This window comes from Mixta calida (assembly GCF_002953215.1).
In the GTDB taxonomy this organism is placed as follows: Bacteria; Pseudomonadota; Gammaproteobacteria; order Enterobacterales; family Enterobacteriaceae; genus Mixta; species Mixta calida.
In genome coordinates this window covers 3,374,599-3,392,149 of sequence record NZ_CP026378.1, presented here as the reverse complement: position 1 = coordinate 3,392,149, position 17,551 = coordinate 3,374,599, and the positions used below count along the sequence as shown (strand labels likewise).

General features: G+C 51.4%; 23 protein-coding genes and 1 pseudogene. 17 read left to right on the top strand and 7 right to left on the bottom strand.

Features of this window, described 5'->3' with window-relative positions; translation table 11 throughout:
* Nucleotides 1–2 precede the first annotated feature (2 nt).
* Nucleotides 3–365 (top strand): DUF4406 domain-containing protein, encoded by a 363-nt coding sequence (locus C2E16_RS16200; protein ID WP_038624612.1) that lies wholly within the window; start codon nt 3–5, stop codon nt 363–365.
* Nucleotides 366–412: 47 nt separating this feature from the next.
* Here C2E16_RS16200 and C2E16_RS16195 read toward each other — a convergent pair whose 3' ends face one another.
* Entirely contained in the window at nt 413–1,234 is an 822-nt protein-coding gene (locus C2E16_RS16195) for an alpha/beta fold hydrolase (RefSeq protein WP_038624614.1), read from the bottom strand.
* Nucleotides 1,235–1,371: 137 nt separating this feature from the next.
* Nucleotides 1,372–1,686 carry a response regulator transcription factor gene (locus C2E16_RS16190; protein WP_084971081.1) on the bottom strand — a complete coding sequence of 105 codons (315 nt, stop codon included), beginning with the start codon at nt 1,684–1,686 and terminating at the stop codon, nt 1,372–1,374.
* Between the two features lie 945 nt (nt 1,687–2,631).
* Here C2E16_RS16190 and C2E16_RS16185 point away from each other — a divergent pair.
* The 3 genes from C2E16_RS16185 (at nt 2,632) to C2E16_RS16175 (ending at nt 5,453) form a co-directional block, all read left to right on the top strand.
* Nucleotides 2,632–4,431 carry a carbon starvation CstA family protein gene (locus C2E16_RS16185; RefSeq protein ID WP_084971079.1) on the top strand — a complete coding sequence of 600 codons (1,800 nt, stop codon included), beginning with the start codon at nt 2,632–2,634 and terminating at the stop codon, nt 4,429–4,431.
* 224 nt (nt 4,432–4,655) lie between these two features.
* Nucleotides 4,656–4,904, top strand: a complete 249-nt coding sequence (ycgZ, locus tag C2E16_RS16180; RefSeq protein WP_038629904.1) for a regulatory protein YcgZ — start codon at nt 4,656–4,658, stop codon at nt 4,902–4,904.
* A 237-nt stretch (nt 4,905–5,141) separates the two neighbouring features.
* A complete protein-coding gene (locus tag C2E16_RS16175; RefSeq protein ID WP_084971077.1) occupies nt 5,142–5,453 on the top strand; it encodes a hypothetical protein in 312 nt (103 codons plus the stop codon).
* A gap of 161 nt (nt 5,454–5,614) precedes the next feature.
* Here C2E16_RS16175 and sugE read toward each other — a convergent pair whose 3' ends face one another.
* Nucleotides 5,615–5,929 (bottom strand): quaternary ammonium compound efflux SMR transporter SugE, encoded by a 315-nt coding sequence (sugE, locus tag C2E16_RS16170; RefSeq protein WP_084971075.1) that lies wholly within the window; start codon nt 5,927–5,929, stop codon nt 5,615–5,617.
* 320 nt (nt 5,930–6,249) lie between these two features.
* On the opposite strand from sugE, the gene C2E16_RS16160 reads away from it, so the two are divergent.
* On the top strand, nt 6,250–7,209 hold the full coding sequence (locus tag C2E16_RS16160) for an apurinic/apyrimidinic endonuclease family protein (RefSeq protein ID WP_084971072.1): 960 nt from the start codon (nt 6,250–6,252) through the stop codon (nt 7,207–7,209).
* Between the two features lie 148 nt (nt 7,210–7,357).
* Here C2E16_RS16160 and C2E16_RS16155 read toward each other — a convergent pair whose 3' ends face one another.
* Nucleotides 7,358–7,714 (bottom strand): hypothetical protein, encoded by a 357-nt coding sequence (locus C2E16_RS16155; RefSeq protein WP_038624625.1) that lies wholly within the window; start codon nt 7,712–7,714, stop codon nt 7,358–7,360.
* A 391-nt stretch (nt 7,715–8,105) separates the two neighbouring features.
* Between C2E16_RS16155 and C2E16_RS20895 the strand changes: the two genes are divergently transcribed.
* From C2E16_RS20895 to C2E16_RS16145, 3 genes are all read left to right on the top strand, one after another.
* A complete protein-coding gene (locus C2E16_RS20895; RefSeq protein ID WP_167401677.1) occupies nt 8,106–8,267 on the top strand; it encodes a hypothetical protein in 162 nt (53 codons plus the stop codon).
* 448 nt (nt 8,268–8,715) lie between these two features.
* Nucleotides 8,716–9,063: a hypothetical protein gene (locus tag C2E16_RS20620; protein WP_145055605.1), complete on the top strand. Its 348-nt coding sequence runs from the start codon at nt 8,716–8,718 to the stop codon at nt 9,061–9,063.
* Between the two features lie 28 nt (nt 9,064–9,091).
* A protein-coding gene (locus tag C2E16_RS16145; protein ID WP_103215986.1) for an IS1-like element IS1A family transposase occupies nt 9,092–9,789 on the top strand; the annotation gives its coding sequence in 2 pieces (ribosomal slippage) (nt 9,092–9,341 and nt 9,341–9,789; 699 coding nt in all).
* 16 nt (nt 9,790–9,805) lie between these two features.
* On the opposite strand, the pseudogene C2E16_RS16140 reads toward C2E16_RS16145, so the two are convergent.
* The 3 genes and pseudogenes from C2E16_RS16140 to C2E16_RS16130 form a co-directional block, all read right to left on the bottom strand.
* Nucleotides 9,806–10,711, bottom strand: a pseudogene (locus tag C2E16_RS16140) (phage integrase central domain-containing protein); the annotation flags it as partial.
* A 342-nt stretch (nt 10,712–11,053) separates the two neighbouring features.
* Nucleotides 11,054–12,082 carry a site-specific integrase gene (locus C2E16_RS16135; protein WP_084971014.1) on the bottom strand — a complete coding sequence of 343 codons (1,029 nt, stop codon included), beginning with the start codon at nt 12,080–12,082 and terminating at the stop codon, nt 11,054–11,056.
* A 1-nt stretch (nt 12,083) separates the two neighbouring features.
* Nucleotides 12,084–12,686, bottom strand: a complete 603-nt coding sequence (locus tag C2E16_RS16130) for a phage repressor protein CI (protein ID WP_084971016.1) — start codon at nt 12,684–12,686, stop codon at nt 12,084–12,086.
* Nucleotides 12,687–12,809: 123 nt separating this feature from the next.
* On the opposite strand from C2E16_RS16130, the gene C2E16_RS16125 reads away from it, so the two are divergent.
* The 9 genes from C2E16_RS16125 to C2E16_RS16085 all read left to right on the top strand — a co-directional run bounded on the left by C2E16_RS16125 (nt 12,810) and on the right by C2E16_RS16085 (nt 17,549).
* Nucleotides 12,810–13,064 carry a Rha family transcriptional regulator gene (locus tag C2E16_RS16125; protein WP_084971018.1) on the top strand — a complete coding sequence of 85 codons (255 nt, stop codon included), beginning with the start codon at nt 12,810–12,812 and terminating at the stop codon, nt 13,062–13,064.
* A gap of 20 nt (nt 13,065–13,084) precedes the next feature.
* The gene (locus C2E16_RS16120; protein ID WP_084971020.1) at nt 13,085–13,594 is read left to right on the top strand and encodes a phage regulatory CII family protein; all 510 of its coding nucleotides are present in this window, start codon (nt 13,085–13,087) and stop codon (nt 13,592–13,594) included.
* Nucleotides 13,595–13,601: 7 nt separating this feature from the next.
* Entirely contained in the window at nt 13,602–13,793 is a 192-nt protein-coding gene (locus tag C2E16_RS16115; RefSeq protein WP_084971022.1) for a phage filamentation protein Fil family protein, read from the top strand.
* Nucleotides 13,757–14,098, top strand: a complete 342-nt coding sequence (locus C2E16_RS16110) for a DUF5347 domain-containing protein (protein ID WP_084971024.1) — start codon at nt 13,757–13,759, stop codon at nt 14,096–14,098. The genes C2E16_RS16115 and C2E16_RS16110 overlap by 37 nt, the downstream gene beginning before the upstream one ends.
* Nucleotides 14,099–14,167: 69 nt before the next feature.
* Nucleotides 14,168–14,395, top strand: a complete 228-nt coding sequence (locus C2E16_RS16105; RefSeq protein ID WP_084971026.1) for a DUF2732 family protein — start codon at nt 14,168–14,170, stop codon at nt 14,393–14,395.
* The gene (locus tag C2E16_RS16100; RefSeq protein ID WP_084971028.1) at nt 14,395–14,619 is read left to right on the top strand and encodes a TraR/DksA family transcriptional regulator; all 225 of its coding nucleotides are present in this window, start codon (nt 14,395–14,397) and stop codon (nt 14,617–14,619) included. The genes C2E16_RS16105 and C2E16_RS16100 overlap by 1 nt, the downstream gene beginning before the upstream one ends.
* Nucleotides 14,619–16,967 carry a replication endonuclease gene (locus C2E16_RS16095; protein ID WP_084971030.1) on the top strand — a complete coding sequence of 783 codons (2,349 nt, stop codon included), beginning with the start codon at nt 14,619–14,621 and terminating at the stop codon, nt 16,965–16,967. Before C2E16_RS16100 ends, C2E16_RS16095 begins: the two co-directional genes overlap by 1 nt.
* A gap of 147 nt (nt 16,968–17,114) precedes the next feature.
* On the top strand, nt 17,115–17,300 hold the full coding sequence (locus C2E16_RS16090; protein ID WP_084971032.1) for a hypothetical protein: 186 nt from the start codon (nt 17,115–17,117) through the stop codon (nt 17,298–17,300).
* Between the two features lie 15 nt (nt 17,301–17,315).
* Nucleotides 17,316–17,549, top strand: coding sequence for a DinI-like family protein (locus tag C2E16_RS16085; RefSeq protein ID WP_084971034.1), 234 nt, complete (start codon nt 17,316–17,318; stop codon nt 17,547–17,549).
* Nucleotides 17,550–17,551 lie beyond the last annotated feature (2 nt).

Below are 17,551 nucleotides of genomic sequence, written 5' to 3'. Positions count from 1 at the left end.
CTATGAATGTGGAACTGATCCTTATCGCCGGGCCTTATCGCAGCGGCACCAACGGCGACGAAAGGCTGATCGCGCAGAATCTTCAGCGGCTGGAGCAGGCGGCATGGGAGGTTTATCAGCGCGGACACGTGCCGGTGATCGGCGAATGGCTGGCGCTGCCGCTGGCGAAGGCCGCCGGTTCGCAGCGGCTGGACGATGCCATCAGCGAGTCGCTGCTTTACCCGGTGGCGCACCGGCTGATTGGCAAGTGCGACGCCATCTACCGCATTGAAGGCGCATCGCAAGGGGCGGATAAGGATATTGAGGTGGCGCAGCAGCGCGGCCTGAAAATCTACCGTTCGCCCGAAGAGATCGCGCGTCTGTAAAAATGCAGGAATGAAAGGGGGATGCGGCGCATCCTCCCTTTTTTTGCTTAACGGCTTTGCAGGAAGGCCAGCAGATCGTTGTTCAGCTGATCCTGATGCGTGACGGCAAAGCCGTGCGGCGCATTGTCATACACCTTCAGCTCCGCGTTGCGAATCATCTCCGCCGCCACTTTGCCGGTACTTTCAAACGGCACCACCTGATCGTTGCTGCCATGGATCACCAGCGTCGGCACGTCGATTTTCGCCATGTCGGGACGGAAGTCGGTTTCCGAGAAGGCGGTGACGCAGTCGATGGTGCCTTTCAGCGACGCCAGCAGGGCGATATTCAGCGTCTGGGTCAGCACGCCTTCCGACACGGTCTGTCCGGCGTTGGTGCCGTAAAAAATCGGAGAAAAATCGCTGATAAACTGCGCGCGATCTTTACGCAGTCCGTCGCGAATGCCTTCAAACACGCTCATATCGACGCCCTGCGGATAGTCTTCCGTCTTGCCGAAAATCGGCGTCACTGCGCCCAGCAATACCAGCGCCGAGACGCGCGCGCTGCCGTAGCGGCTGATATAGCGCGTCACGTCGCCGCCGCCCATTGAGAAGCCGACCAGCGTCACTTCTTTCAGATCGAGATGAGTCAGCAGATCGTTGATGTCGGAAGCGAAAGTATCGTAATCGTAGCCTTCCCACGGCTGCTCTGAACGGCCAAAGCCGCGACGGTCAAAGGCGATGGCGCGGTAGCCGCGCTCAGCGAGGAAATTGAGCTGGCTGTCCCACATATCCGCATCCAGCGGCCAGCCGTGGCTGAAAAGGACCGGCTTACCCGAGCCCCAGTCTTTGTAATAGAGCTGGGCGCCATCCTGTGTCGTGAACATAGTCATACAAACATCCTCATTTTGGTGAGTGAACAAGGTTTAGGGAAGCGGATTATTATTTTCCGGGCGCGAGAAGATACGAACCTCAGGCGGCTTCTTGCTCCGATGGTAAGACAGCACCCGATTCTGAATCTTTAAATCGTTCATCGTATGACGCTTATGCTGTCTGAGATCGCTTTCATCGCTTTGACCGTCAGCGGAATCGTGCCGTAGCCGGTCAGAAAGATCATAGGAATAAGGCAGTCGAGATGGGGCAAGGTTTCAGTCACGTCAAAGCCGTTTGCTTCCGGCATATTCATATCCAGAATCAGACAGCCTGGCGCCGGGCTGAAAGGGTAGGCGAGAAACGCCTGTGCGGAGGAGAAATCAGCGACCTGATAATCTTCCGCCGTCAGCAAACTTACCAGCGATTGCCTGACCGAATAGTCGTCATCCACCACATAAACTATTGGTTCCATAATTAGCCCCTCTCCAGTGTGTCTGCTCCGGTATGGATAATTCCGGCGAAAACCTGAATTTTTTGCTGGTTAAATTACGGCAACATGACGCTAAAATTTCTTAAACATGCTGGATGTTATCACACTAATTATCATTATCATGTTTGAAATAATTATGACGGCGAAAAACGGTTAAGCGACTGACTTAACAAGATTAAAATTTAATTATCCGCGCGGCGGTCGTTGGGTTCCGCCTACGAAAATAAACAAACGGCCAGGTTAACAGGAAAGCAGGCGCGCTATTTTCTGGAAGTTCACCGCTGCTGATGCCGCGCTTAAAAACAACCGCAGCGAGAAAAAGTAAATAATGATCTACATCATTTCTACATTTTTCACATATATCCGGCTTGATTGATCTGGCGCAATTTATGGCATTTCACGCTCTGGCAAGTTATTGCGAGAAGAGGCGCAAGCCTGGCAATAAGGGAGAGTCGTCATGTCAATGAAATTGGGTTTAGCCGGCGTGCTGCTGGTATGGCTGGTTTATGTAGGCTGGATGGCGAGTTACTACAGCCATACCTTTAGCCTGTTTACACACTAAACGGCATGTTGCCGACTCGCGCTCGTTTATCTACTGTTGCGCAGAAACGGGCGGAGCACGGCAACAGATAGCCTTTAATTTTTTCTCTGTGTTTTATCGTCTCGCCTGCATCCTGCATCCTGCATCCTGCATCCTGCATCCTGCGGTACAGATTGTTTCCCGACGGCGCAAAAAGTCCCCTGAAAGATAAGCCTCCGCCTGAATATCATCTGCGCCGTCCGCCGTTTATCCCTCATGCTGACCGCCGCTTAATGCCGTTTTCCGACCGTTTAGCGCGCCATAGCGCCGCTGACGCGCTTTGTCGCCGCTGGTAAGCGCGCGTCGTGACAGGATAGCCCCGATTCTTTTTATCTCTGGAGTGAGCTATGTCACACGCACTGACGTTTGTTATCGCGACGCTGAGTATCCTCGCTATCTGCTATCGCCTTTATGGGGTATTTTTCGTCCGTAAAGTGCTGAACGCCGATGACAGCGAGGTTACGCCGTCGCATCAGTTGGAAGACGGCAAGGATTACGTGCCGACGAAAAAATGGGTGAACTTCGGCAGCCATTTCGCCGCTATCGCCGCCGCCGGGCCGCTGGTAGGACCGGTGCTGGCCGCGCAGTACGGCTATCTTCCCAGCTTCCTCTGGCTGTTGATCGGCTGCGTAATCGGCGGGGCGGTGCACGATACCGTGGTGCTGTTCGCCTCGATGAAGCATCAGGGGAAATCACTCTCTGAAGTAGCGAAGTCAGAGCTGGGACCGGTTGCTGGCTGGTGCACCGGCCTGGCGATGCTGTTTATCATCACCATTACCATGGCAGGTCTGTCGATGGTGGTGGTGCATGCGCTGGAGCGCAACCCGTGGGGCACCTTTGCGGTCTTTATGACTATTCCGGTGGCGATTGGCGTTGGGCTGTGGGAGCGCGTTACCGGCAGTATGCGCGGCGCGACCTGGGTTGGTATCCTGGTGATTTTCGGCTGCGTTATCGCGGGCCCCTATATTCAGGATTCCGCGTTCGGCGCCTGGCTTAGCCTGAAAGCCTCCACCGTCAGCATGCTGCTGCCTTTTTACGCCTTCTTCGCTACCGCTCTGCCGGTATGGATGCTGCTGACGCCGCGCGGCTATCTCTCCAGCTTTATGAAAATCGGCGTGTTTGGCGCGCTGGTTATCGGCGTGGTGTTTATCAACCCGGAAATCCAGTTTCCGGCTGTGACGCAGTTTATCCACGGCAACGGGCCGGTGCTGGCTGGTCCGGTCTGGCCGTTTATCTCGATTACCATCGCCTGCGGCGCGATCTCCGGTTTCCACGCCTTTATCGGCTCCGGCACCACGCCGAAACAGATCGATAAGTGGAACGATATCCTGCCGGTCGCCTTCGGCGCTATGCTGGCAGAGTGCGTGGTGGGCGTCATGGCGCTGATTGCCGCTACCGCACTGCATCCGGCGGATTATTTCGCGATCAACTCGACGCCGGAGGTGTTTGCCGGCTTAGGCATGAATGTGGTGCATCTGCCGCAGCTCAGCGAAGCGATTGGACTCGACCTTTACGGGCGCACCGGCGGCGCGGTAACGCTGGCGGTCGGCATGGCGGATATCTTCACCCGCATCCCCTGGTTCAGCCATCTGGCTTCCTACTTTTTCCAGTTTGTGGTGATGTTTGAAGCGGTGTTTATTCTGACCGCCGTCGATTCCGGCACCCGCGTGGCGCGCTACCTGTTACAGGATTTTCTGGGCGATATCTGGGCGCCGCTGAAGCGCACCAACTGGATGCCGGGCGCGATCGGTTGTAGCATCGTCGCCTGTCTGCTGTGGGGATATCTGCTGAACTCCGGCGATATTAACTCGGTCTGGGCGCTGTTTGGCGTATCCAATCAGCTGATGGCCTCCATTGGCCTGATGATCGGCGCCACCATTATTCTGCGTATGGGACAGAAGCGCAGATATATGCTGACCTGCCTGATTCCGCTTGCTTATCTCTACGTTACGGTTAACTACGCCGCCTGGTGGATGGTGAAAAACGTCTATTTCAACGCCGAGGCAAAAGGCTATAACCTGTTTAACGGCACCATCTCGATCATTATGGTGGCGCTGGGCGTGGTCATCATGATCGCCTCCATTCAGCGTTGGATACAGCTGTGGCGCGCGCGATCGCAGGCGGCGCCCGTCGAAGCGCTCTCCTGAATCTTCTGTTAAGGCCGGTTAATCCGGCCTTTTTTATTGATAGCGTCTGGCAGGAAACTGAGCTGAAAGCGAACTCTGGGTAGAAGGCCGGATCGCCTGATTTCCTGAAAGTGACGCAAAATTAACAAAATGATCAAAAAAACCTGTACAGCTTTTAGGTTTTTGTATAGTTTAGCCACCAGACCGTTAGCCTGTTTTTTAATCTGACCATGAGGGCGCCGATGATGCAGCAGCAACGATGGACACCTGAGACTGGGCATAATCTTGCGCAGTCATGCACGATGGCAGAGAGTTCGCTTCCAACCCAGCAGGAGACGCTGGGACAAATTGTGGAAGAAATTTTACGTGCCGGTCAAACGGTAAATCGTAAAGCGATCTGTTCAAAGCTGGTGGCGCGACTGGATGGCGCCACGGGAACGGAAATGGAAAAACATTATTATGGCCTGCTGGCGTTAGCGCTGGGCCGCGAGTAAATCATATTCTGCTATGCATGCCGCGCTCAGCCGCCTGCCGTTATATCGCAACGTTATTTTGCTATGTCTGTTTGCAGTAAACCTCTCCTGATTTTGGCGTCGCTGTTGCCTCGCAGAACAGTCGCCGCCCGAAAAACGCCTGGTCTTTCCGCAGCGTCGTGGCGTCGTCTTCTATAAAAGAAGCGACGTTGCTCTGCCGAAAAGCCAGTTTTCGTTATCATCAGCACAGGAGAGAAATTGGATAAAGAAGAGTTAAAAAATATGCATGTGGCCCTGGGCGAAGCGGTAATGTCCATTCTGGACAACCGGGGTGCTTTAAATAATCACTCGATTCTTGAGCGATTACAGCAGCTTGCCGAAGCAGAGACGGATGAAGAAAAAATCATGTCTTACTGGCAGGCGAAAAAAGCATTCCGACACATTCCGCAGTCAGTGGCAGGGCACCGTCTGAAAGACGTCAACAGCACTGACAGCAAAACGGCCAGGATGCCTCAGAACCGCTTTGGGTTCAGACGAACCCGCAGTGACGATCGTGAGGACGCTGACTGAGTAAACAGACCGGCAGAATGACTGTAACGCTACAGCATTCTGCCGGTTTTTTATGGCCGCCGTTCAGTGAACCGACATTTTAGAAAAGCCGTTGACGATCACAACGTCGATAGCCATAGCATCAATGGCTTAATGCCGCCCGCCGGGCCTCAGCGCAGGACTCAGGAAGCGAGCTTCATCAGCACCAGCCCTGCAACGATCAGTACGGCCGCGGCGATGCGCATCGGCGTCGCCGGTTCGCCAAGAAAAAGCAGCCCGGCGACAAACGCGCCGACGGCACCGATGCCGGTCCAGAGAGTATAGGCGGTGCCCAGCGGCAGCGATTTCATCGACACCGCCAGCAGCGCGAAGCTGACGATCATTGCCGCGATAGTGATCACGGAAGGTCCGAGGCGAGTGAAGCCCTGCGACTGCTTCATGGCGAAAGACCAGACCACTTCGAATAAGCCTGCAACGGTTAACAAGATCCAGGCCATGCTGGCTCTCCTTCTGTTAAGAGCCGGGCCGTCCCGGACGTGAGTGAAATGAAACCGGGGTCGTCCCCGGTTCGAACGTATTGTGAGAGATCGCGACTCAAAACGCCAGAATGGCGCGCTTAGCCGATCTGATTTTTTCTGCCCGCCTGTGGCGCGATGAGGATTTGCAACAGGCTTATGCAGAGCAGGACCGCCAGCAGCCAGTTGCCCAGCGACAGCGTCCGCTTTCTTTAAACCGCAACCCACGCGTTACCATCCCCTTTTTACCCAACTTTTTTAATAGTGATTAGACTTGAGGGATGTATCTGACAGGAGTGATTATGAAACTTGGTTTCGCTTGTAAATTTCTTAACCCGGAGTCGCTACAGCTTTTCCCTTTTAAATCGCCCACCCGTAAGCGCTTCCTGGGACTGAATCAACAAGACCGAGTGAAGCTGGTTTATGAATACTCCACCATTAACCTGACCAACCTGCTGGCGATCTTTCAGCAGCTGGCGCAGCTGCCCGACGAACTACGCATGATGCGCATCGGCAGCGATCTGCTGCCGCTCTATACCGTGCCGGAAGCGCTGCCGCTTTATCAGGATTTTCTACCCGACCTGGCGGCGCTGTTTGTCCAATGCGGCGAGATGGCGCGCACGAACAACATCCGTCTCTCTTTTCATCCCGGCCAGTATTCGGTGCTGGCGTCGGATAACCCGGACGTGGTGACGAGGGCGCTTGAGGATGTGGAGTATCACGCGCTGTGCGCCAAAATGATGGGCTACGGGAAAACCTTCCAGGATTTTAAAATCAACGTGCATATGAACGGCAGGGGAGGCTTCGACGGTTTCAAAACCGCCTTTAGCAGGCTTAGCCCGGAAGCCCAAAATATGCTGACGGTAGAGAACGATGAGATCTCCTGCTCGCTTGATGATGTACTCCAGGCCAGAGATCTCTGTCCCATCGTACTGGATATCCATCACCATTGGGTGAAGGAGAATGCGTTTATTCAGCCGGACGATGCGCGCATCGAACTTATTAAAGAATCCTGGCGCGGCGTCCGGCCCGTTCTGCACTATTCCATTTCCCAGGAAGGGCTGATTCCCGAACAGGGTTTTCCCGATCAGCAAACGCTGGGCCTGGCCAAATCAAAGCTACGGGCGCACTCCGATTTCTATTTCAACGACACGCTTAATGACTGGGCGTTATCATTCGATGCGTTCGATATTATGTGTGAGGTGAAGATGAAAAATCTCGCCAGAGACAGGCTGTATGAATATCAGCGGCTGAAAGGGTAAGGTTGTTAACTGTCCGTAACCTAAAGCAAGAGCAATGTTGTACAGTGGCGGCCAGCGGGCTTCGGGATGCAGGCCCGTCCAGGCACCCGCTGAATTCCACCCATAAAAAAGGCCGCTAAAGCGGCCTTTGTCCGGGTAAAGCGTTACCTTATTCGGTGACTTTGTTTTTAAGGTCGCTGGCGCCTTCTTTGGTCTTATTCCAGCCTTTCTCAGTGCCTTCTTTCGTGGCGTCCCAGCCTTTTTCGGTACCTTCTTTGGTTTTGTGCCATGCCTTCTGCGTGCCTTCGCTGGCGCGGCTGCTCAGGTTGTGGCTTTTACCTTCGGCGGCATGCTCAGATTTAAGCTTCAGCTCCTCGCCCTGATTCTGGGTTTGATGCAGTTTTTCTTTCGCGGTGTTCGCCCCTTCATGCGCGGTGGCGACAGTGTCATCGGTAGCGTGTGTAGTTGCAGCAAAAACAGGAGAAGCCAGCAGCAGTGCAGACAGTGCGATGATTGATTTTTTCATATATCCCTCTTTAAACGTTATCAACCTCAACAGTGTAGTTAAGAATGGCACGGCCGTTGGGCATCTGCCTTAGGAATATGCCGTAAAGTGACGGGAAAGGCCGAAGCGGCTGTCGTTGTTATCAGCATGGCAGGGAAGGCGATAAGTGGGCTGGGCATCGGTGTCTGCAGGCTTCCTGAGGTTTGATGTAATCGCGTCCTGACAGGCCGAGCCTTAATCATTAAGCAAAAATTCGGATATCGCCATAAGGCAATAAAACCACTGCTTTCAGCAATATCCCGTAGTTTTAAACTGTCTCGATAAGGGAGCGCACCTGATAAAAAAGCTATGCATAACTCAAATAGCAAAATATTGTGCTATAGATCACACTCCTTCTACAGCGAACCGGGGAATGAGTATGAGTCTGGCATTAGAGCAAGATTTACTTGTGGGCGCGGTATTGGTTGAGATTCTTCGGCAGCATCCAGAAATTAAGCTGAACAGCGAATTTGTGGATGCTGTAGTGGTGATGAGTGAAAGGCTGTGCGAAATCTTCCCACTTGAAACTGAGTAAACCCGCTGAGGGGCGCTCAGGCGGTGAAACGGGGAGGTATCCAGGAAAAATGATAAAAGAAAGATGGAAAATTGACAGTTTGGTTAGTTAGACAGAGTAAGCCCGCTTTGGCGGGCTTTTTTTGTCAAACTTAAACACCTCCTGGGAGGCGGCGATCTTTCTTATGGGGCTTTGGCCATAGAATGCTCGTGCTGAATACTGCCTCGGTTTGTTACCAGCAAATCAGGGAGTAAATAGCATGAGCAGATGTAAATCCGCTTCCCACGTATTCTATCGCTGTCAGTATCATCTCGTATCACAAGCTTTAGGGTAATCACTTCTGGCAAAGTGGCACAGGGTGCGTCAATCTTTGATCTGATAACGCTCAACGGCCACAGAAATGTGGCCTATATTATCCTTTCAAAAAAGGTGTGTAATTGTATGGTTTTTCATCATAGGGAAATGATGTATGAGCTATGGTCTACCTGGAACGGATCTTTACTACCTGCCGCGCGATAATCTTGAACCTGAGAAATTTGAGTTAATCATGAGTCCATCTCATGCCTGGTCGCGCATTGACAGTGAGTACGTTTTTGATGACAACTGGTCATCGGGTTTTCAGCTGGTTAATATGCAGCGCCGCGCTTTTAACGGTTATACAAATCAGCTGCCGCCACACGGGCCACGCGAGCGGGAAAAACTGAAAAGCATGGTATATGGCGGCCAGGTGGTAATGCTCGAAAGGTTCAGCACTTCGGCAGGCAAATTGTTTTATATCAATGATGACGGCGGTGATGCTGCCAACTTACTGATTTAGTGTATGATGGTGTTTTTGAGGTGCTCCAGTGGCTTCTGTTTCTATCAGCTGTCCCTCCTGTTCAGCTACAGACGGGGTGGTGCGTAACGGTAAAAGTACTGCCGGACATCAGCGCTATCTCTGCTCTCACTGCCGTAAAACATGGCAACTGCAGTTCACTTACACCGCTTCTCAACCCGGTACGCACCAGAAAATCATTGATATGGCCATGAATGGCGTTGGATGCCGGGCAACCGCCCGCATTATGGGCGTTGGCCTCAACACGATTTTACGTCACTTAAAAAACTCAGGCCGCAGTCGGTAACCTCGCGCATACAGCCGGGCAGTGACGTCATCGTCTGCGCGGAAATGGACGAACAGTGGGGCTATGTCGGGGCTAAATCGCGCCAGCGCTGGCTGTTTTACGCGTATGACAGGCTCCGGAAGACGGTTGTTGCGCACGTATTCGGTGAACGCACTATGGCGACGCTGGGTCGTCTTATGAGCCTGCTGTCACCCTTTGACGTGGTGATATGGATGACGGATGGCTGGCCGCTGTATGAATCCCGCCTGAAGGGAAAGCTGCACGTAATCAGCAAGCGATATACGCAGCGAATTGAGCGGCATAACCTGAATCTGAGGCAGCACCTGGCACGGCTGGGACGGAAGTCGCTGTCGTTCTCAAAATCGGTGGAGCTGCATGATAAAGTCATCGGGCATTATCTGAACATAAAACACTATCAATAAGTTGGGACCATTACCCGCGATTCGCACTGATAGGCTTCATCATTTCTAAAATCTCTAACGCGTGAGATGACAAAGGAACAATATGTTCACGCTTTGCCTTCATTCGTTCGGCCGGGATTGTCCAGAGCTTAGCATCAAGATCGATCTCTACCCACCGTGTTCCGGAAGCCTCAGAAGGGCGCACAAGCGTAAGAAGCTGCCATTCAATCAGACAACGAGTCGGAATAGATAGATTGGACATAACCAGAGAGCGCATAAGCTTCGGCAATTCCTCTGGTCGCAGTGTAGGCATATTCTGCTTTTTAGGCTTTTCAAACGCCATCCCGATACCGGAGGCAGGGTTAGCATCAATCAGCCCGGTATTAACCGCATAAATCATGATTTCGTTAATACGTTGTACTAAACGGCGAACGGTTTCTAAAGCACCACGAGCTTTAATCGGCTCTAATGCTTCTACAAGCTTACGGGCTTTAATCTCCTGCACTGGTATCTCGCCAATGGCGGGAAAAACATCTTTCTCAAGAGAGCGCCAAATATCCTTAGCATAATCCGGCGTAATGCTGCCTTGCTTCAAAGCAAACCAGTTTGCGGCTACGGTTGAAAAAATGCTGTCTAACGCTATCTGCTGTTGTTCTGTAACCTGTTCGGCCTGCGCCTGTGGGTCAATTCCATTAACGAGTAAAGAGAGGTAATCAGCACGTAAGCGTCTGGCATCTGCCAGCGAAAGGGCAGGGAAAGCACCAAGGCCCATCATGGTGCGCTGCTTTGTTGCCGGACGTTGATAACGGAAACGCCAGAGCTTTTTCCCGCTGGTCTTCACTATCAGGAAAAGCCCATCGCCATCATGCAGCGTTAGATCCTTCTCTAACGCTTTAGCGCGCAGAACTTCGGTGTTGGTCAGGGGGCGTGTTGTCCGTGCCACTGTGGCCGCTCCTTCATGAATTGGTATACGCTTTTAGGTATACATCCTACCGTATACCTAAACGTATACCAATAATCACCGGATTTAGCCGGATGCTCTCGGACAACAACAGATACAAAAAAGCCCGCGAAGGCTTATGCCATGCGGGCTTTCCGTACTTCACCAGACGTATCCGGATCAACATTTGGTGGAGCTGGCGGGAGTTGAACCCGCGTCCGAAATTCCTACATACTATTTCTATGCTTGGTTAAACAATGGTTTGCCTTTAAAAACAGTGATTTGGTCTTTCACGGTTTTGCAAGGTTTCGCACCGTTTCGCACTGCGCCGCCACTTTGCCGCCATTAGGTTTTGCTCCAGTTTAGGTTGTGCAGGGGGTTCTTAGTTACCGCATCTTCTAAATGGTCTGGTGCAAAATGCGCGTAGACCATTGTCATTTTTATATCGGCGTGTCCTAAAATATCTCTCAAGACTAAGATGTTGCCGCCATTCATCATAAAATGACTTGCAAACGTATGCCTTAATACATGGGTACATTGTCCTTCTGGTAACTCAATTCCTGCGCGATTAATGGCTCTTTCAAAGGCTTTTCGGCAAGGCTTAAATAGTTTTCCTCGGCTTTTTGGTAATTCTTCATACAAACTATTGGATATGGGAACAGTTCTATTCTTTTTCCCTTTCGTTTTTGTATAAGTAATACGGTATTTGGTAATTTGATGCCCCTGCAAATTTTCAGCTTCACTCCATCGGGCACCTGTAGCTAAGCAAATTTTAGCTACACTAAGCAAATCTTTGTTAGAAGACTCGGCGCAAGCATCCAATACTCGCTTTATTTCTACAGGGGCTAAAAAAGATAATTCGCCTTCTGCTATTTTAAATGTAGGTAACCCAGATAAGGGGTTAGGTGCTTGCCAGTGCCCCAGTCTTTTTAAAGTGCCGAAAACAGAAGATAAGTTGCGTTGCTCAAGGTTAACGGTACGTGGCTTTACTGGAGACATAGGTAAGCCATTCTCGTCTAAAACTTCGCCCTTCAGACGAGCCTCACGATAGGAGGTAAACATGCCAGCAGTAAGATCGGCTGCTACGGGATCACTTAAACCCCTGCATATGATATGGAGTTTTGCCAGCATCCTTTTTGGATCAGCAAGTGTTTGACCGTATAGTGAGTACCACTGTTGAATGAGTTCCGAGAGCTTACGCCTATCAGCTTTTTCGCCTAGCCACGGCTTGCTGTCAGTCTCTTCCATCGTAAAGCTTTCAAAAGCGATTGCTTCGCCTTTGGTAGCGAATTGCTTTCTTATTCTTTTCCCTTCGCGCCCGCCAGGATAACACTCACATATCCATTTACCATTCGGCAGTTTTCTTACAGTCATATTAGTTTTTATTTAAAGTAATGTTTGCTCGTCCGATTAGTTCGATTTCGTCTAAAGAGCAATCGAAAGATATATTTTCGTCAGAAACTCTTATTTTATTTACAGGGATTCTGTTGATTTTTCTAAGGCTAAATAAACCTTCGATTTTAACTAACCATACGCCATCTTTAATTTCATTGATGTCTTTGTCAATAATATAACTTTTATGATTGTTGGAAAGATAAATCAAGTTGTTGGTATTTTGCGGCAGTAAGGAACTATCAATAATAAATTTCCCTTCGCTAACTAATGATCCATCAGCTAAAAGGTATTTATCAAGAGCAGGCGCTAGGGAATGTGCTTTAAAGCTGCTTGGGCGTTCACTATTTGAGAACGGTTCACCTTGCCCTGTGCTTAACCATAGCAAAGAAGCCCCAGTTTCAAGAGCGCATTGGATTACCCATTCAGCAGGGAAACTGTCACGCATGTACCTGTTTGCCATAGTGCTTTTCGATACATCCAAATGAAGGCAAAGCTGCTGTCTTGATTTGAAGCCATACGCTTCTACGATGCGGTGAATGGCTTCTCTGCCACCGGAATCTGTACCCACTGTGATCCTATTCATGGATTTTCCTGTTGACGTACCAATAATGAGATCTTACTATCCGCATCAAGTTCTCGTTTTGGTAACCGTGAAAGACCTTGCGAGACCGAGCGAAACCCTAAAACAAACTCGGGATACTGCACTATGAGCGAAAAGATTTCAATTCGTATACCAAAAGTGGTTGTTACTCCAAGTGAATTTGCAGCGCTAGAAAACCTTTCTAGGAGCGCAGTATATAGCCGGATTCATCGCGGTGCATTGGCTAAATTCCTAAAAAATAAAGAGAAAAATAAAAGCTGGGTGGAGATTTATTACCTGCGTTACAAAAAAGATCAACTGTCAAAGGCTCTCGGTCATTCTCGTTTTGAAATCATTGTTGATGAACTCGTCTCATGTTGAGACCTAAAGGGATTTAAGTCATGTTTGATTTTCGCGTTTCAACACATAGCCATTTTGATGAAGCCTGCCGGGCATTTGCGGCAAAGCACAATATCATCCAGCTGGCTAAGAAAGCGGGTCTGAATCCGCAGACCATCAGCAACAAGCTGAACCCGGAACAGGTGCATCAGCTTACGGTTCGGGAAGTGCTGATCCTTACCGACCTGACCGAAGATGCCACGCTGGTTGATGGGATGCTGGCACAGCTGCAGTGCCTGCCATGTGTACCGGTTAATGAAGTGGCGCAGGAAAAATTATCTTCTTACGTCCTCAAAGCCACTGCAGAAGTAGGGCAGCTGGCCGCCGCTGCAGTTGTTCAGGACAAAATCACAACGTCCTGCCGCCGTGGCTTAATTCAGAACGTAAACAGCGGTATTCGCTGTCTGACGCTGGCCGCAATGGCCGTACAGACGCGCATTCATTCAAACCCGACGCTTGCCAGCACCGTGGACGCTATCAGCGGTCTTGGCGCCTCGATCGGTATCAGCTGAGGTAAGCATGGCATTTTCAGTGGCCCCTCTGCTGAAGCAGCAAAGCCCGTCACCCTCTTACGGTCATGGCTGGATAATGGGGCAGGACGGCAGGCGCTGGCACCCGTCAAATAACCAGGCGGAACTGCTGGCAGGTTTAACCGGAAACGGGAGAAAGAAAAAATGGCAATTGAAGGTGAAAACATTGCTGTTCAGTTAAGCGCCGGTCAGCGTGTTAACGGCCTGAATCACATTGCGGCTATCCGCACGAAATTGTGGGGTGATAACTGCGGTAATGAGCTGAAGCGTTTTATGGCTGATATGCGCGACAAGCGCGATACGCAGTACGAGCAGAACAAAAGGGCATTAGGCGCAATTTTCTTTCTGGCAAATATCCGGTCAGAACGTCATGACGTTGAATTTGATGAACTGACGAGTGATGAAAAATACGCGCTGATAAGTGCAATGAATCATATTCGTGCAGTCGTGAGTTTATTTCCCAAAAAACTGACGTTACCTAATTAATTAACCCAACGAAATTAAATGGCGTAAACCCGCCGGGCATTCTTTTGCCCAAATTCTGGAGAAAGAAATATGCGAAATATTGAAACCCGTAGTTTTGAAGCTGATAAAGACGCAATGGTGGCACTGCTCAATAAGGCACGCAACGAGGAACGCAAAGAGCGTGCGCTGCGCGTTTCTGAGCGTCTTGTTGCGCTTGCCCTTCATATTCATCAGAAGGAGCTGAACGGCATTGAAGCGGCAGAGCTTATCCGCCAGGAAGCTGCACGTTATGAAAGCGAATCACAGGAGCTGCACTGATGAGCGACTCAATGGACCGCGTACAGGAACGTGTGCAGGAAGAACTGGCGCGCCATCTTTATAAGGCGACCAGTCGCCCCGTTCACGTCAGCAAATTTTTTTGCGAAGAATGTGATGCCGCGATCCCGGAAGCGCGCCGCCGCGCAATTCAGGGCGTGCAGTGTTGTGTCACCTGCCAGGAAATCGCAGAGCTGAAAAATCGCCACTACCGGGGCGGCCTCTGATGCAGAAAGAATACGCTTACCCGTGGAACGCTCCACGGGAAGCGGTTAACCCGCGCCTGAAAACAACTGAGCCGGTGCCGGCATCAGCGCTTTCAACCCTTATCACTCTTTACGCTGCTGACGGGAAGCACGAACAGCTGCGCCGCGAAGCACAGAGTGATGAGGCATGGAATCGCTTTTTTTATAACGAGTCCCGCGATCCCGTCTTACGTGAAATGGCACAGGATAATCTGGTCAGCCGCGCCAGAATGGCCCACGAACAGCAGCGCTTCAATCCCGATCTGGTTATTCTGGCTGACGTAAACGCCGAACCTGCCCACATCAGCAAACCGCTGATGGAGCGCATTAACTATTTCCAGCGCCTGGACAAGCCCAAAGCCTATTCCCGTTATCTGAATGAAACCATCAGGCCATGCCTGGAAAGGCTGTCCCGCGTGCGTGACAGTCAGGTGTCTGCGTCGTTCCGGTTTATGGCAAGCCATGACGGTCTGGAAGGGCTGCTGGTGCTGCCTGAAATGAATCAGCATCAGGTCAAGCGCCTGTCCACGCTGGTTGCGGCACACATGAGCATGTGTCTGGATGCGGCCAGTAGCGATCTGTTTGTTGCCGATGAGGTTAAACCGGAACAAATCAGGCAGGCATGGGAAAGGGTGGCCGCTGAAGCCATGCGGCTGGACGTCATCCCGCCCGCCTGGGACCAGCTGCGCCGTAAAAAGCGCCGCCGTAAGCCCGTTCCTTATGACCTTATTCCGCCGTCGCTGGCCCGTATGCTGTGCGCGGACTGGTGGTATCGCAAGCTGTGGCAAATGCGCTGCGAGTGGCGGGAGGAACAGCTGCGCGCCGTATGCCTGGTCAACAAAAAAGCCTCCCCGTATGTCAGCTATGAAGCCGTGATCCACAAACGCGAGCAGCGCCGGAAATCGCTTGAGTTCTTCCGCTCGCATGAACTGGTTAATGAAAGCGGCGACACGCTGGATATGGAAGACGTGGTGAACGCCAGCAGCAGTAACCCCGCACACCGCCGTAATGAAATGATGGCCTGCGTTAAGGGGCTGGAGCTTATCGCGGAAATGCGCGGCGACTGCGCCGTGTTCTATACCATCACCTGCCCGTCACGCTTCCACGCCACCCTGAGCAACGGCAGACCTAATCCGAAGTGGACCAGTGAAACGGTCCGCCAGAGCAGTGATTATCTGGTTGATACGTTTGCCGCGTTCCGCAAGGCCATGCATAAGGCCGGTCTGCGCTGGTATGGCGTCCGCGTTGCTGAACCGCACCATGACGGCACCGTACACTGGCATCTGCTGTGCTTTATGCGCAAGAAAGAACGCCGCTCAATTACGGCGCTGCTGCGTAAGTTCGCCATTCGAGAAGATCGTGCGGAGCTGGGAAACAATACCGGACCGCGCTTTAAGTCTGAACTGATTAACCCCAAAAAAGGCAGCCCGACCAGCTACATTGCCAAATACATCAGCAAGAACATCGACGGGCGCGGACTGGCTGGCGAAATCAGCAAGGAAACCGGTAAATCACTGCGTGACAATGCGGAAAACGTAAACGCATGGGCATCGCTGCACCGCGTGCAGCAGTTCCGTTTCTTTGGTATTCCGGGACGTCAGGCTTACCGGGAGCTGCGCCTGCTGGCAAGTCAGAACAGCCGCATGGGCGGTGATAAAAAGCCGGGCGCGCCGGTACTTGAAAACGCCAGTCTGGACGCGGTGCTGGCTGCTGCTGATGTGGGCTGCTTTGCCACCTACATCATGAAACAGGGCGGCGTGCTGGTTCCCCGCAAACATCACCTTATCCGAACGGCCTATGAGCGTAACGAGGAGCCGAGCGCCTACGGCGATCACGGCATCCGCATTTATGGTATCTGGTCACCACTTATTGAAGGCAAAATTTGTACGCACGCGGTTAAGTGGAAAATGGTTCGTAAAGCCGTTGACCTTCAGGAGGCTTCAGCCGACCAGGGCGCTTGCGCCCCTTGGACTCGTGGCAATAACTGTCCCCCTGTAGAAAATTTAAACATTACAGGGGGCGATCTGCCCGGTAAAGAAGGGCCGGAACCGTGCCCGGACTTCCTGACCATGAGCAAGAAAGAACTGCGTGAACTGCGGGCAAGGATGCAGCAGGTGAAACCGAAGCGGAGAAAAGGCTACAAACAGGAAATTACTGACAGTCAGCGGCTGCAACTGGAAGCAGAGCTGAAAATCAGGGGATTTGACGGGAGTGAAAAAGAAATCGACCTGCTGTTACGTGGCGGCAGCATACCGTCCGGCGCAGGATTGCGGATTTTTTACCGCAACCAGCGTCTGCAGGAGGATGACAAGTGGCGGCAATGGTCTTAGCTGGCCTGGTTATAACCCACTAATCCTTATGAGATTTAAAATCAGGGAATTGTAAGATTTATCCCATAGTGAGATAAAAAATCATTTTAAAATCCGCCAGAAAAACTATACTGTATTTATGTACAGTGGTTGAGTGAAGGGGGAAAAGTGCAGGATTTACTTGAAGAATCGGTTCAATTGCAACGTATTGATTTAGTTGCCCGACTTATTAATGCGGCTGACTGCAACAGGAGTGATAAAGAGCTGGCTGTGGCATGGATTGCAGAGCTGACAACGTGTCTGCTGACAAGACTTGATGAATACGATCGGATAACAGAACGCAGCCAGCATTAACAGGGAGAACCAGCTATGCAAGTTGAAATCATGATTGATAAAGAGCAAAAAATCAGCCAGGCAACATTGGACGCGCTGGAAGCTGAATTGCTTAAAAATTTGCACCCCCACTATCCCGCAATGGCTGTTCGTATCCGAAGGAGCAGTGCAACCAGCGTGCAGCTGAACGGCCTGAGACAGGATGAAGATAAAAAGAACGTAATGAATATTCTTCAGGCCGTCTGGGAAGATGACAGCTGGCTGCATTAAGT

What these genes read in the sequence shown, in the direction of transcription:
- C2E16_RS16200 (WP_038624612.1), top strand. Translation starts at nt 3, where the DNA reads ATGAATGTGGAACTGATCCTTATCGCCGGGCCTTATCGCAGCGGCACC.
- C2E16_RS16195 (WP_038624614.1), bottom strand. Translation starts at nt 1,234, where the DNA reads ATGACTATGTTCACGACACAGGATGGCGCCCAGCTCTATTACAAAGAC.
- C2E16_RS16190 (WP_084971081.1), bottom strand. Translation starts at nt 1,686, where the DNA reads ATGGAACCAATAGTTTATGTGGTGGATGACGACTATTCGGTCAGGCAA.
- C2E16_RS16185 (WP_084971079.1), top strand. Translation starts at nt 2,632, where the DNA reads ATGTCACACGCACTGACGTTTGTTATCGCGACGCTGAGTATCCTCGCT.
- ycgZ (WP_038629904.1), top strand. Translation starts at nt 4,656, where the DNA reads ATGCAGCAGCAACGATGGACACCTGAGACTGGGCATAATCTTGCGCAG.
- sugE (WP_084971075.1), bottom strand. Translation starts at nt 5,929, where the DNA reads ATGGCCTGGATCTTGTTAACCGTTGCAGGCTTATTCGAAGTGGTCTGG.
- C2E16_RS16160 (WP_084971072.1), top strand. Translation starts at nt 6,250, where the DNA reads ATGAAACTTGGTTTCGCTTGTAAATTTCTTAACCCGGAGTCGCTACAG.
- C2E16_RS16155 (WP_038624625.1), bottom strand. Translation starts at nt 7,714, where the DNA reads ATGAAAAAATCAATCATCGCACTGTCTGCACTGCTGCTGGCTTCTCCT.
- C2E16_RS20895 (WP_167401677.1), top strand. Translation starts at nt 8,106, where the DNA reads ATGAGTATGAGTCTGGCATTAGAGCAAGATTTACTTGTGGGCGCGGTA.
- C2E16_RS20620 (WP_145055605.1), top strand. Translation starts at nt 8,716, where the DNA reads ATGAGCTATGGTCTACCTGGAACGGATCTTTACTACCTGCCGCGCGAT.
- C2E16_RS16135 (WP_084971014.1), bottom strand. Translation starts at nt 12,082, where the DNA reads ATGACTGTAAGAAAACTGCCGAATGGTAAATGGATATGTGAGTGTTAT.
- C2E16_RS16130 (WP_084971016.1), bottom strand. Translation starts at nt 12,686, where the DNA reads ATGAATAGGATCACAGTGGGTACAGATTCCGGTGGCAGAGAAGCCATT.
- C2E16_RS16125 (WP_084971018.1), top strand. Translation starts at nt 12,810, where the DNA reads ATGAGCGAAAAGATTTCAATTCGTATACCAAAAGTGGTTGTTACTCCA.
- C2E16_RS16120 (WP_084971020.1), top strand. Translation starts at nt 13,085, where the DNA reads ATGTTTGATTTTCGCGTTTCAACACATAGCCATTTTGATGAAGCCTGC.
- C2E16_RS16115 (WP_084971022.1), top strand. Translation starts at nt 13,602, where the DNA reads ATGGCATTTTCAGTGGCCCCTCTGCTGAAGCAGCAAAGCCCGTCACCC.
- C2E16_RS16110 (WP_084971024.1), top strand. Translation starts at nt 13,757, where the DNA reads ATGGCAATTGAAGGTGAAAACATTGCTGTTCAGTTAAGCGCCGGTCAG.
- C2E16_RS16105 (WP_084971026.1), top strand. Translation starts at nt 14,168, where the DNA reads ATGCGAAATATTGAAACCCGTAGTTTTGAAGCTGATAAAGACGCAATG.
- C2E16_RS16100 (WP_084971028.1), top strand. Translation starts at nt 14,395, where the DNA reads ATGAGCGACTCAATGGACCGCGTACAGGAACGTGTGCAGGAAGAACTG.
- C2E16_RS16095 (WP_084971030.1), top strand. Translation starts at nt 14,619, where the DNA reads ATGCAGAAAGAATACGCTTACCCGTGGAACGCTCCACGGGAAGCGGTT.
- C2E16_RS16085 (WP_084971034.1), top strand. Translation starts at nt 17,316, where the DNA reads ATGCAAGTTGAAATCATGATTGATAAAGAGCAAAAAATCAGCCAGGCA.